Source organism: Chthonomonas sp., assembly GCF_035294505.1.
Classification (GTDB): Bacteria; Armatimonadota; Chthonomonadetes; order Chthonomonadales; family Chthonomonadaceae; genus Chthonomonas.
In genome coordinates this window covers 1-13,881 of record NZ_DATGKU010000084.1, presented here as the reverse complement: position 1 = coordinate 13,881, position 13,881 = coordinate 1, and the positions used below count along the sequence as shown (strand labels likewise).

Here is a 13,881-nt window from a genome sequence, read left to right as displayed (position 1 = left end):
CCTTCGCAGTCGTCTTATGGACACGTTGTGGTGGCTTGATCCTCTGTTAGAGCACGAGATTCTTTACTTCGCCTTTGCCGGTGAACCGCGGCAAACCGCTTGCGCTTGGTATCTTTTCAGCGAAACCCTCCCAAAATATCACGACGCCAATCGTGCCCTCCGGTTACGAGATGATGGACGAGGCCCCCAAAAGGTACTGCAAGAGGTTGCCACCGTTTTTAAGAAGCACCGTACATGGCCTATCGTGATAGATATAGACCCTGTGGCCGAGAAACAAGGCTTTCTAGATGCCCTTTTAAGGAAAGGTGCCCTGCAGAATCAAAGCCGGTATCCTCTATATGCCTATAGGGCCTCTCAACCGCCGCCACCACCGTCGCCTCACGTTCGCGTGGAAGCCATTCCTTCCCACGATGCCGAGGCTCGGCGCCTTTGGGTAGAGTTGCAGATATGCGACGAACGGACGGAGGAAGAGCGTCAGTTTTGGCGCGCTGTGGCGGAAGCGGAGGCCCTTTTTCCCGCGTGTCGGCTCTATTTAGCCTATATCGAAGGGACTCCGGTAGGGGCCTGCGATCTTTTCTCAGCCCATGGGTGGGCACGCATAGATAGCGTTATTACACACCCTGAATGGCGTCGGCGTGGGGTGGCCTCGGCTCTTGTGACGCGCGCCATCGCCGATGCCCTTGCCGAAGGCAACCAGCTTGCCTATCTTTTCACCGAAGCGGGCGGCCCGGCCGAATCGCTCTACCGGCGGCTCGGTTTTGAGCGTTTGCATGGAGGCCCTCTTCATAGGCATCTTCTCCTCGCCTGAATTTGCGCTTTGCAAAAAGAAGGAATCCGCATCGTGCCTGCGCAATTTTTCTATGTATCCTTTTCTGAACGTTTCTAGCTCTTAGGTGCTCATCTATAAGTTTCCGGTTGTTGGGAGCGCCTTTCACGCCTCCCCTAACCCGTTATGTTAGCAGGTGCGGAGCAAAACCTGCATAACCCGTCGTGTTGTTGTCTCTGGGCGCCCACCATGCGCCCCCGAAGTTCTCTATCGCGCAAACCGTTCTTCTCAATTAGGAGGAAGGAAAGATGAAACGATCATTGCAACGAACTTACCGTCGGTCTTACGTTCGGCTGTTACTGGCCCTAACACTCTGTGCAGCGCTGTTGGGCGGGGCCTACCGTGTATCAGCACTCGGCCCCGAATTGCTACAGCAGCCCCTCAGCCTGCCGTTTCGCAAACAGACTCACCATCCCATACAGCAGATTCTGGTGAAGCTGGCTCCGGGGGTTTCGCCTACCCAGTTCGCGGCGCGCTTTAACCGTTCTACCAAAATCGCCCTGCTCAACGCCCACGCCATTGCTGACGGTCAGACCCCTCTGCGGTTCTGCCATTGCAACAAGGTTTTGGGGTGGACGACCTACCGGTTGCCTTCGCCTTCCGCGCTCAACGCCACACTGCAACTGCTGCGTAAACAGCCGGGAGTTCTGCGAGCGGAGCCGGACTATCCGGTGGAACTGTGCAACACCCCACTGCCCGACCCCAACGACTACTATTGGAAACGGGTAGATTTGGAACACCTCATTGTGGTGCTCTCCGGCTTGGACACGCCGGATACAGCCCGCCAAGACGACTCGTCCTACTGGACTTACACATGGAACCTCGAAACGGTAAACGCCTTAGCTGCCTGGAATATCTATCCCGGCCATTACGAGACGGCTCAGGAGCGTGCCCAGCTCTATCGAAACAATCCCCTCTCGCCCGCACTGCCTCGCGTGGCCGTGATTGACAGCGGTATAGATTTCACCCATCCCGATTTTACCTATACCGGCAACCCCAGCGGGGGCGTGACGGATGCCGACATCACAAACGGAGGGCAAATTGACGAGGCCCTTGCCCATACCTTCATTGATGGCGATCAAGGAGGAGGCGTCACCAACGCTTTTGATGATGTGGGTCACGGCACAAGCCTTGCCGGCATCATCGCGGCGGCTCCCAACAACGGCCTCGGCATCCCCGGTCTGGCTTTTCCCGCCGTCATCGTGCCCATCAAGATCATAGATGCCAACGGAGACGGCTCCGATTCGGACCTCATTGATGCCATTCAGTATGCGGCCGACCAGCACTGCATCGCCATCAACCTCAGCCTTACGCTCGATACCACAGACTTTCCGCAGGCGCTGCAGGATGCCATTAACTATGCATGGAACCACGGCTGCCTCTGCGTGGCCGCTGCCGGTAACGACGGCGATCCAAATTACCCCATCCTCGCTCGAACGCGCCGCTACCCGGCCTGCTGCGACCATGTGCTGGCCGTGGCCGCCACCGCCTACGGCGACCCCATCGGGCCGGATGGGTTGCCAAACACCGTTCTCGACGAACATTTGGCCTCTTACAGCAACGATGGCTATGAACTCGGCTGCGCTGCGCCAGGAGGCGACATCACCGAGTTCTACAACAACAGCCCCAACGGAGCCGACCTAGGATTGAACCCCATTCAAGAGTATGTGCTGGTTTGGTCGCTGGCTCCAACCTACCAGGTGCTTCTCTCCAACCCCGACCCCAACAATCCCGATGGACTGTATGCCGCCTTAGGGCTGTACGGCCTTAACTACGGCTATCTACCGGGCACATCGCTGGCCTGTCCTCATGTTGCAGCCCTGGCCGCCCTCCTTGCTGCACGGCTGGGTATTACCCCCTTTACGCCGAACGCCCCGCAGATTCTTGTAAACTATATCGAAAGGGGCTGCCATCAGCTGAACAATCGGCGGGACGGAGGATACGACCCCACCTACGGCTATGGGCGCATAGATGCCGCAGCGACTCTCGCGCTTCAAAACGCACGAGGCACGAACGTGGGCGGCATTATGGGACAGGTTACCGTGGACGGCACGCCTTTGGGGAACATCCCCGTTATCGCCCGAACGGCCGGCTCAAAACGGGTGTTCTATGCGACGACGGCACCGGATGGCATGTATCACCTCATCAATCTGCCGCAGGGCAACTACACCGTCACCGCCATCGCTTTCCGCCATGGGCGCACCGTGCGGGCCAAAGTGGTCGCCGGATGCGATCAACTCGGGGTGGATCTCGACATCAACATTCCGTTTGCTTTCTGAGCCGATAAAGACAGACGGGGGCTGTGTTGCCACAGCCCCCGTTTTGCTCGTCTCCCTCTGCAAATAAGCCCCTAGCCATAGTGGCTCTGACCGGTTGGGTCTAGCTCTGCCTTGCCACGAAAGAGGCGGTAGATAGTCGCAAAATAGAGAACGGCCAAAAGGAACGCGGGTATCCACCAAAACAGGGCGATGCGCAATGTGCTCTCGCCGTTGACGGCATTGTAAATGGTGAGATCGTAGGCGGGGCTAATGGTGGAGTGAAGAACGGTGGGATAAAGCCCTGCCGCTGTGGCCCCCAGCAGGCCGACGATAACGGCGCAGGAGGCAAGAAATGCCGGCAGCTCGCTTCCGCGGCGCAACTGGAGGGGGATGCCAACAACGCCCAGCAGAATCGTGATGGCAAATATCCATGTCCACGGACGAGCCATGAGATGCACGTAGAGATCGGGCCGAGCCGCATTGGTCGCGACGGTCGTAACAACGCCGAGCACGACCTGAATGCCCCAAAGATAGGGCGCTAGGGCACGACATCGTTGTTGTACCGGCCCGGCAGTTTTCCAGTAGAGGTAAAGGGCACCGTGCAGCGCCAGCGTACAGAGCGCGAAAAGGCCTACCAAAACCGTGTACCAGTCGAGCACGCCTGGATGCGCGCTAACGCGGAAATCGGTGAAAAGGGGGCCCTCAAAGAAACCTGTTTGGTTAATCGGCACTCCGCGAATAATGCAACCAAGTGCTGCTCCTAGCACAACGGCCATGAGCGCTGAGGAGAAGAACAGCAGACCATCCCAAAAGCTGCGCCATAGGAAGTTTTTTTCGTGCGAGCGCATCTCAATGGAAAGCCCTCTGAGGATGAGCAACCAGAGCGCCATCATAAGCGGAAGGTAGAATCCGCTGAAGCCCGCTGCATAGACGCGGGAGAAGGCACATACGAGAACGCCCCCTGCCGCGATCAGCCACACCTCGTTGCCATCCCAAACCGGCCCGATGGCCGCAATGATCGTTCGACGTTCCTCATCGCTGCGGGCAACCCAAACGTGCAAGATGCCCGCGCCGAAATCGAACCCATCGAGCACCACGTAGACGATCAGCATCATGCAAAGCAGCGCGAACCAGAGCGTGGCCATATGAACCTCCTTTTTCTTAAACGGTAACGGGCGCCCCCGACTCCGAGACAACAGCCTCCCCGGTAGCGGTCAATGGGCTGGGTCCGTGGGCCAGCTCACGGCAGAAGAGGTAGAGGAACACGATGCCGATAACGAGATACAGCCCCATAAAGCCGAGCGTTGAGAACGCCACATCCCCGCCGCTGAGCAGAGGCGATGTGGCATGCGCCGTGCGCTGCAGCCCGTAGACCACCCACGGCTGCCGGCCCATCTCGGCAGCAACCCACCCCATCGTCGTCGCGATGTAGGGGAAGGGAAAGCTGCACAGCAGCACCCACAGCAAGGGGCGAAAGGTATCGAGGCGCCCTTTCCATAGCAGAAGAGCCGAAAGCCCCATGAGCACAATGAAAATCGTGCCCAAACCCACCATGATATGGTAGGCATAGTAGGCCATAATCGCGTTATCCGGCCTTTGGTCGGGTGGAAACGAGTCAAGCCCTCGCACCTCGGCGCGCGTAGAGCCGTAGGCAAGAAAACTCAGCACATCCGGCACCGTGATGGGGTTTTCGATCTGACCGGTGCGCTCGTTAGGCTGACCGATGATCACAAGGGGGGCGTGGGCGCTTGTTTTGAAAGCACCCTCCATTGCGGCTAAAGCGGGCGGCTGATAGCGTGCTAACATCTTGCCCTGGGCATCGCCCGTGGGGAACACCTGAAGCAGCGAAGAGACCAGACCTGCGATGACGCCCATTTTAAGAAAAATCTTGCCGTACTCCCGATGCCTGCCCAGCAGAAGGTAAAGAGCGCCTACTGCCGCCACGGCAAACGAGGCGGTCACCACGGAGGCACACATGTTATGAAGATACTCATAGATGGCCCAGGGGTTGAGAACGAAAGCCCAAAAGTTCACCAGCATGAGGCGTCCATCGGGGCCGATGCCATAGCCAACCGGATGCTGCATAAAAGCGTTCGTAGCAATGATGAAGTATCCGGAAAGCCAAGAGCCGAAGAACACCATGAAGGCGGCCAGAAGGTTCACTTTGTTTCCGAACCGGCGCTCTCCGAAGAGGAAAAGCCCAAGAAAGGCCGATTCGGCAAAGAAGGCGAACATACCCTCCATGGCGAGGGTATTGCCCACAACCCCTCCGGCAAAGCTAGAAAAGCGCGCCCAGTTTGTGCCGAACTGAAACTCCATGGGGATGCCCGTAACCACCCCTATGGCGAAATTGATGCCGAACAGGCGCCCCCAGAAGCGAGCTGCATCGTTATAGAGCGTGTTTTTCGTTTTGAGGGCTATCAGCTTAAAGAGCAGGATCAGCAAGGCAAGCCCCATGGTAAGCTGTGGGAAGAGGTAGTGGTAGGTGACCGTAAACCCAAATTGAAAGCGGTTCCATGCTAAAGCGTTCATCTTTTCCTCCTCACTGCCGCAGCGCGGCTATTCTCCACGAGGCACCACCAGCACCGAACAGGGCGCGTGATGCACCACGGCGCGAGAGGTGCTGCCGAGGAAGAGCGACCGCACCGGGTCAAGCCCTCGACTGCCCATTATAATGAGGTCTTTATCGTTTTCAGAAGCAAATTCCACGATCTCTTGGGCCGGGTTTCCATCGCGAAGACGAAGGTGGATCAGCACGTCTTTGTTGCCGCGCAGCCGCTCCAGCTCCTCTTCAAGCGCCTTCTGCAGCTGACCGGTATCTATGGTCGCCTCTGTCTTGCGTGCAAGCCAATGTTTTCGCGTGTCCCTCACACAGAGCACTGAGAGAGGCACATCGAGTCGATCGGCAAGCTCGAAGGCCGTCGCCGCCGCCTTCGCGGAGCTTGCAGACCCATCGGTGGCCAGAAGCAGCGAGCGAAACTCCACCCGTTGTTTGCGCACTACAAGCACCGGAAAATCGTGCTGCTGTAGAACCCCGCTGGCCACGCTTCCGAGCAGAAGCTGCTGCCACCCACTGAGGCCTCGACTGCCAACCACGATGAGGTCCACATGGTGCTTTCGGGCCGTATGCAGTATCTTCTCGATGGGCGCCCCGATCTCTTGCACAATTTGGCAAGCCACTCCGTACTTCTCGAACACCGGCAGTGCCACATCCTCTACCACCCTTAGGTCTTCTCGTGCCAAGCGCGCCACCGTTTCCGGGTCGAGAGCCACCTCGCCTTGGTCGAAAAGGCCATCCGGTATCAACGTATAGGGATAGGGAAAAACGTTAAGTAGGATGACGTGGGAGCCAAAAAGCTTTGCCAAGCGAGCCGCACTCTCCGCCGCATGAAGCGCATTTTCAGAGCCATCGTATCCAACGAGAATCGTCTGAAACATAGTCGCCCTCCCTTCAGTGATAATAAGGATATTACCCTACTTTTATCCGTTTTCAGGTATAGTTCTCTTATCCCACTCCACTTAAATGTGAGGAGGTCCCGATTCGTGAAGCGACAAGGCAAGTCTCTTGATCCAGAAGAGCTTAGGCTGATCGACGCCTACTGGCGAGCGGCAAACTATCTGTCGGTTGGGCAGATATATCTGTTGGACAACCCTCTTTTACGAGAGCCACTGACTCCCGAGCATATCAAGCCCCGTTTGCTAGGACATTGGGGAACCTCTCCCGGCCTCAACTTTATCTACGCCCACATGAATCGCCTTATCCGGCTTTACGATCTTAACGCCATTTTCATAACCGGGCCGGGGCACGGCGGCCCGGCTCTCATCGCCAATGCCTACCTAGAGGGCACCTATTCCGAGATATACCCCAATGTGTCGCAAGATGAAGAGGGCCTGAAGAGACTGTTTAAACAGTTCTCCTTCCCCGGAGGCGTTCCCAGCCATGTAGCTCCAGAGACGCCCGGCTCCATTCATGAGGGAGGTGAACTCGGTTATTCGCTGCTCCATGCCTATGGAGCCGCCTTCGACAACCCCGATCTTCTGGTATGTTGCGTCGTGGGAGATGGTGAGGCAGAAACGGGGCCTTGTGCCACAAGCTGGCACTCGAATAAGTTCCTGAATCCGGCTCGTGATGGGGCCGTGCTGCCCATCCTGCACCTAAACGGATATAAAATCTCCGGCCCTACCGTGCTCGGACGTATGGGGTCGGAGGAGCTGATAAAGCTATTCGAGGGTTACGGCTACCACCCCTATGTGGTGGAGGGGCACGACCCGCAACTCGTCCATCCCCAAATGGCCTCCACTTTGGAAACTGTGATACGCGAGATTCGGACGATTCAGGCGGATGCACGTTCCCACGGTTTTTCTAAGCGACCTCGGTGGCCGATGATCATCCTGCGCACCCCAAAAGGATGGACAGGCCCTAAAGTCGTGGATGGCCAGCAGGTCGAAGGAACCTTTCGCTCGCATCAAGTTCCGCTTGCCGAACTCCACCGAAAGCCCGAACACCTCCGGATGTTAGAGCAGTGGTTACGCAGCTACAAACCGGAGGAGCTATTTGATAAAAACGGAAAACTCTTTCCTGAAATCGCGGCATTGGCCCCACAAGGCGAGCGGCGTATGAGCGCAAACCCTCACGCCAATGGTGGGGCTTTATTGCGCGACCTTCGCATGCCCGACTTCCGGGACTATGCCGTTGACGTGGAGAAACCGGGCACCCAACAGGCCGAATCCACGCGCATTCTCGGCTGTTTTCTGCGCGACGTGATGAAGAAAAACCTGGAGAGCCGCAACTTCCGCATCATGTGCCCAGATGAAACGGCATCGAATCGGCTTCAGGCCGTGTTTGAAGTGACCGACCGAATGACCACCGAGCCTATTTTGCCCACCGACGACCATCTCTCGCCGGAAGGCAGGGTGATGGAGGTTTTAAGCGAGCATATGTGTCAAGGCTGGCTGGAAGGCTATCTTTTAACAGGCCGACATGGTCTTTTTGCCAGCTATGAGGCCTTTATTCACATTGTGGATTCGATGTTCAATCAGCATGCCAAATGGCTAAAAGTCACTCGCGAGCTACCCTGGCGTCGCCCTATCGCCAGCCTAAACTATCTTCTTACTTCTCATGTGTGGCGCCAAGACCACAACGGTTTCACCCATCAAGACCCCGGCTTTATAGATGTCGTGGTTAACAAAAAGGCCGAGATCGTCCGCGTTTACCTGCCGCCGGATGCCAATACCCTGCTTTGTGTGATGGACCACTGTTTGCGTAGTCGAAACTATGTTAACGTGGTCATCGCCGGCAAGCATCCAGAGCTACAGTGGCTTAGTATGAGCGACGCCATCAAGCATTGCGCGGCGGGAGTGAGCATATGGGAGTGGGCAAGCAACGATCAGGGCGGTCAACCCGATGTGGTTATGGCCTGCGCCGGTGACGTACCCACTTTGGAGACTCTTGCCGCCGTAGATTGGCTGCGCAAGCATATCCCCGACATCAAAATTCGTGTCGTCAATGTTGTTGACCTCATGACTCTGCAGCCTCCGAGTCTGCACCCACATGGATTGCCCGATAAGGAGTACGATAGCATCTTCACCACCGACTGCCCCATCATCTTCGCTTTTCACGGCTATCCCTGGTTGATCCATCGTTTGACCTATCGTCGCACGAACCAACGCCTGCATGTAAGAGGGTATAAAGAGGAAGGCACCATAACGACGCCTTTCGATATGTGCGTGCTCAACGAGCTAGATCGCTTCCACCTGGCGATGGATGTGCTCGACAGAGTTCCGCGTCTGCAGGCGCACGCCCATCTGCGCCAGATGTTGCGCGATAAACTGCTGGAGCACAAAGCCTATATTCGCGAGTATGGCGACGACCTACCCGAGGTGAAGAATTGGAGTTGGACGAACTAACCCCCATGGACAAACGACGGTGAACATTCTTGTACTTAATGAGGGTTCAAGCAGCCATAAGGGCGCCTTATATGCCGTTACCGCCGTTCAGGAGACGCCCCCCGCTCCGCTGTGGGAGGGGCGTGTCGTGTGGCAACACCCCGATCGCATGCAAGGCCAGGCGACCCTGGAGGCGAAGAGCGCAACCCAGTCCCTCCATCGGCAAATCGAGGCCTCCTCACCCGTCCATGCGATAGGGCTTATGTTGGCTACCATCGAAGAGCTTTCGGTGCTGCCCAAAAGTGAAGTCGTTGCGATCGTGGGGCATCGGGTGGTTCATGGAGGGGGAAAGTATCGGGAGCCTACGCCTATTTCGGAGGAGGTTAAGCGCGATATCGAGGCCTTCGCGGAGTTGGCCCCCCTGCATAATCGCATCGCTTTGGAGGGCATTCGCGCGGTGGAAAAACAGTTCGGCGCCGTGCCTCAACTGGCTGTTTTCGATACCGCTTTCCACAGCACCCTGCCCGAAGAGGGTGCCCTCTATGCCGGTCCCTACGAATGGAAAGAGCGGGGTTTTCGGCGTTATGGGTTTCATGGCATCAGCCACCAGTATGTGGCTGCTCGGGCAGCGACGTTGCTTCATCGCGACCTCCACTCGCTACGCCTTGTCTCCTGCCATTTAGGCAACGGCTGCTCTTTGGCCGCCATCCAAAACGGCAAAAGTGTGGCCACAACGATGGGGTTTACCCCTTTAGAGGGGCTGATGATGGGCACCCGATCCGGCTCTATAGACCCGGGTTTGCTCCTCTATCTCTTGAAAAAAGGCTACTATACCCCAGCACAATTGGAGGAGGTTTTGGAGCGGCGTTCGGGGCTGTTAGGCCTCTCCGGCATCTCTCACAGTATGCAGGAGATAGAGGCGGCCATGCAGGCGGGAAACTCGCGTGCGCAGCTCGCTTTCCGCATGTTTGTGCATCGGCTCTGTTGGCATATCGGGGCTATGGCCGCATGTTTAGGCGGAGTGGACGCCCTGATCTTTACCGGCGGAATAGGCGAAAACTCCTCCCTTGTGCGTGAGGCTGCATGTCAGCAACTGGCCTTTTTGGGTATCGCGCTCGAGGCCGACAAAAATAAAGCGATCGCTGAAGATGGAGACATCGCCACTCCCGCCTCTCCAACGCGCGTATTGGTTATTCGTACCCAAGAAGAGTGGGCCATTGCCCAAGCCTGTTGGCAGTTCTGGCAGAAAGCGGGCTAGCTGTGCGGCAGCTCTACTTTGCAAGCGTCGTTTCGCCGGACGCACGAATGCGATCAAGTTGCAGGTTTACTTCCCGCATTTGGGTAACAAGGTCCCAGCGCGGGCGGTCTGCCACATCCACAAGGCCGAAGGCATAGTTTTCGCCGTAGACTCTTTCTGGGCCGTGCCCCGGCCCGCGGCCAGTGATGGGTTCATCACGATACTCAAACCACATCAGGCCAACGCAGTAGGGGTTTGCGGCAGCGTCTTTCGCCCACTTTGCATAAAGGTCGGCCTCCTGGCTTTCATCTGTGGTGGATACGAAGTAGCGGCCAAAGCCGCGCTGCCCATTGTAGTAGGGCGGGAAGGAGAACTCGCCGCACAGCACGGGCTTTTTGGTGGCGTTGAACAGCCCTTCAAGCCAGTTATCCGCGAAGGTAGTGGCGTAGCGGTCGTAGCCTATGACATCGCAGTAGGGGGCAATCAACCCCCAATCGCTCGCGTTCTGCCACCAGCCGGGCACGATCCAGAAGCCGAAGTAGAGATGATGGGGGTCTATCTGCTTCACCGTTTTGTAGAGAAAAGCGTAGTAGCTTCTGGCGAAGAACTGCCGAAGGGCTTCGAGGTCGTCCATGGGCGGTGTTGGTTGGGCGTTATAGAGAGCTTCACGGCCAGGTGAACTTACCTTCCAAGCGGCGGCCATAGCAGCGACGTCATGATGATAACGGGTTTTTAAGGCCTCGTCCACCAAGGCCCGTTTGGCCGGAACCGTGGCCGGCTTTTGAAGAAGCTCTTTTATCTCTTGGATGGTGATAATTTCGTCGAACTCGTTTTTGATAGACCATCCGAGAATATAGGGGTCGTTTTTGTGTGGAGCGATCTGCTGTTGAAGCGACTGGCGAATTTGGGCCTGCACTTTGGGGTCGAAGATGTCGGGATGGCGACCTATGTAGTCTGCGGAGTACCAAAGGACGGGGAGAGAGGGAACGTTGGGCAACCTCTCCGACCATTTTCCTGCGCCGCAAAATCCCCAATGTTGCAGGCGCTCTATCGCCTCCGAGCGAGCGCGTTGATCCCAAGCGTCGCCGAATTTCCGGATGAGGTTGGCCGTATCAAACGAGAAGTATTCGGTTTTGTCGCTGCTATCCCATGGAGAGGTGCCCCAAGCGGCAGCGTAGGCACCGGTTTTGGGTGGCAGCCAGGCAAAGAGGCTTTCACGCCCCGTAATCGGGGTGCCGTTTATAAGAGTCGGCACTGTGCAGACGCCGGTGTAGAAACAGGGATTGCCTTGCGGCGTAATGAGCCACCACTTCCCGTTATGTTGCATGACTCGATAGAAACCGGTGGCCTTGGCGTGCCAGCCTAAGTCGGTTTCGCCACCGAAGGGATCGCGGTGTTGAGGCAAGAGCCATTGAGTGCGCATAAGGTCTTGCTCTTTTTGCAGGGCAGCCTCGAGGTCGGCGTCGGTATGGACTTTGCCAGGCCAATCGGTGGGAAGATACTGACCGAATCGATCCACGATGGGGCCGTTGCTGGTTGGGGGGTTCTGTTGTGCACCGGCCAAAAGGGCAGAGCCGGCTGTGGTTATCAACACGAGGGACTTCCAAAAATTGGCGTAGAACATTCGTATTCTCCTTCATTGGAGGCTTCAAGTAGGAAGATTTTACCTGACATCGAGTTAGAAGGAACCGGCAACTTTGTTACCGGTCTGTTTCTACTTGTCTCAGAATCTTTTTGTATTCTTTCCTGAGTTGAAAGGAAAGTTTATCATAGGCAACCGAGAGTTAGCATGTTGGTCTCCCCTCTCCCTGATAGGGGGAGGGGCGGGGGGTGGGGGCTTGAAGAGCCGAAGACAACTGTCCTTTCGATCCGAAGACGAGATAAACAACTGTCATTTCGAGCCGAAGGCGAGAAATCTTGCGTTTCCATTCCCACCGGTTCTGAGAGGTGGGGGTGAGGGCGGCAGAAGCTGCCAATCTCGCGATGCTAGAGCTAGTCTATTTCGCAAGCCTACTTTGTTCGCCCCCTATCCCTTCCTTTCCCCCGATTCGGGAGGTGCTAGCGCACGGCGATGCAGCGGCCAGAGAAAGAGGCGATTAAGGAGAAATGAGATAGGCCGCTGAGGTGGTCAGCCTCTCTCCCTGTATGGGTAAGGACGGGGGCTGTGGAGACTGCCAACCTCAAGGTTCTAGAGGCAGTTTGCGGAGCAAGCCTACCTTGTTCGCCCCCTATCCCGACCTTTCCCCCGATTCGGGAGAAAGGGGGCTATTTTGCCAGTTTTTCAAAAGACAGCTTATCAAAGGAAACCGCCAATGAACTTATTGGTCTCCCCTCTCCCAAAGTGGGAGAGGGGCGGGGGGTGAAGGCTTGAAGAGCCGGTGATACGACTGTCCTTTCGTGCCGAAGGCGAGATAAACACGTGTCATTTCGAGCCGATACCACAACTGTCATTTCGAGCCGAAGGCGAGAAATCTTGAATTTCAATCCCCACCGGTTCTGAGAGATGGGGGTAGGGCTGCAGGGACTGCCAATCTCGCGGTTCTAGAGGCAATTAGCAGAACAAGCCTACCTTGTTCGCCCCCTATCCCGGCCTTTCCCCCGATTCGGGAGAAAGGGGGCTAGTTTGGTTAGTGTCTAAAGAATAGCTTATCACTAGAAACCGAGAGGTAGCTTATTGGTCTCCCCTCTCTCTGATAGGGAGAGGGGAGTAGAGGCTTGAAGAGCCAATGATACGATTGTCATTTCGAGCCGAAGGCGAGAAATCTTAAGTTCAGTCCCTGCCGAACTCTGAGGGAGAGGGCGCACTTCCCCAGAAAATTGCAAGATTTTCTGAGGACCCCAGTGTCGGCCTTGAGGGACGGGAGAGGGGTGAGGGCTTGAACATTAGCGCTAATAGGGTATATTAAGACCTAATTATCCAAATAGAGGATTTCGGTATGCGTTCTGTCTGGTTTCGTTTTTGGTTGGGGCGAGCCGTCGTGTTACTGCCTATCTACTGGGCTGGGATGCTCGTAGGCGTCTCCTTTTTGGCAACGCTTGCCAAGTTCCAAGCGCCCTCCCTTACAATGCCGGTAGCCTTAGATGTGGGGCGCGCTACTTTTCACCTTTTCAATCGTGTGGAGTGGGGGTGTGCCCTGGCGCTATGGATGCTTGTGCTGTTCTCCAGGAAGAGGCTTCGCTTCCGCCTTCCTCTAGTACTCCTTTTGCTAGGTCTACTGGCGCTGCAGACGTTTTGGCTTTTGCCGGGGATGGATGCCCGAATCGAACTCCTTTTTCGTGGGCAGCCCTTGCCGAGCCAAGGACTAGACCTGCATCAAATCTACTTCTACAGCGACATCTTGAAAGTGATCCTTCTCTTTTGGCTGGGCTGCAGTTAGAAAAAACGGCCTTCTTCTTGAAATTGCTGTGGCTAGCAGGAAAATCTTGACATACGTTCACAACGGTGTTATAATAGAAGCAAACCTCTGCACCTAGGTGTTCTTCTTTGCTAATTGTAAGAGGTAACAAGTCGTTCCATAGAGTTCGTATTTCGTTGTTTTGCCTCGCACCGCAGCGGCCCACCGAGGACGGATACCTTCACACAGAAGTCGTGCGTTCCATGCCTCTCCCCATACCGGAGGAGACGAGGCTTTTAGGTTCCTGAACCACGAGGAACCTTCTGTGCAAACCGGTCA

At 56.3% G+C, this 13,881-nt stretch carries 9 protein-coding genes; 5 read left to right on the top strand and 4 right to left on the bottom strand.

The annotated features are described in order from the left end of the window. The first annotated feature begins 16 nt into the window (after positions 1-16). Positions 17-808, top strand: coding sequence for a GNAT family N-acetyltransferase (locus VKV18_RS04585; RefSeq protein WP_324203048.1), 792 nt, complete (start codon positions 17-19; stop codon positions 806-808). 266 nt (positions 809-1,074) lie between these two features. After that, positions 1,075-3,105: a S8 family serine peptidase gene (locus VKV18_RS04580; RefSeq protein WP_324203047.1), complete on the top strand. Its 2,031-nt coding sequence runs from the start codon at positions 1,075-1,077 to the stop codon at positions 3,103-3,105. 71 nt (positions 3,106-3,176) lie between these two features. On the opposite strand, the gene cydB is transcribed toward VKV18_RS04580, so the two are convergent. The 3 genes from cydB to VKV18_RS04565 are packed head-to-tail and all read right to left on the bottom strand — an operon-like array spanning position 3,177 to position 6,522. Then, on the bottom strand, positions 3,177-4,229 hold the full coding sequence (gene cydB, locus VKV18_RS04575; RefSeq protein WP_324203046.1) for a cytochrome d ubiquinol oxidase subunit II: 1,053 nt from the start codon (positions 4,227-4,229) through the stop codon (positions 3,177-3,179). Positions 4,230-4,245: 16 nt separating this feature from the next. Beyond that, entirely contained in the window at positions 4,246-5,616 is a 1,371-nt protein-coding gene (locus tag VKV18_RS04570; protein ID WP_324203045.1) for a cytochrome ubiquinol oxidase subunit I, read from the bottom strand. Between the two features lie 27 nt (positions 5,617-5,643). Continuing rightward, positions 5,644-6,522 (bottom strand): universal stress protein, encoded by an 879-nt coding sequence (locus VKV18_RS04565; protein ID WP_324203044.1) that lies wholly within the window; start codon positions 6,520-6,522, stop codon positions 5,644-5,646. Between the two features lie 105 nt (positions 6,523-6,627). Here VKV18_RS04565 and VKV18_RS04560 point away from each other — a divergent pair, with 105 nt between their 5' ends. Together VKV18_RS04560 and VKV18_RS04555 are read left to right on the top strand one after the other, a co-directional pair. Next, positions 6,628-8,991: a phosphoketolase family protein gene (locus VKV18_RS04560; RefSeq protein ID WP_324203043.1), complete on the top strand. Its 2,364-nt coding sequence runs from the start codon at positions 6,628-6,630 to the stop codon at positions 8,989-8,991. A gap of 19 nt (positions 8,992-9,010) precedes the next feature. Beyond that, the gene (locus tag VKV18_RS04555) at positions 9,011-10,228 is read left to right on the top strand and encodes an acetate kinase (protein ID WP_324203042.1); all 1,218 of its coding nucleotides are present in this window, start codon (positions 9,011-9,013) and stop codon (positions 10,226-10,228) included. Between the two features lie 13 nt (positions 10,229-10,241). On the opposite strand, the gene VKV18_RS04550 is transcribed toward VKV18_RS04555, so the two are convergent. After that, positions 10,242-11,831: a glycosyl hydrolase gene (locus tag VKV18_RS04550; RefSeq protein WP_324203041.1), complete on the bottom strand. Its 1,590-nt coding sequence runs from the start codon at positions 11,829-11,831 to the stop codon at positions 10,242-10,244. Positions 11,832-13,143: 1,312 nt separating this feature from the next. Between VKV18_RS04550 and VKV18_RS04545 the strand changes: the two genes are divergently transcribed. After that, positions 13,144-13,584, top strand: coding sequence for a DUF4149 domain-containing protein (locus VKV18_RS04545; RefSeq protein ID WP_324203040.1), 441 nt, complete (start codon positions 13,144-13,146; stop codon positions 13,582-13,584). The last annotated feature ends 297 nt before the right edge of the window (positions 13,585-13,881 follow it).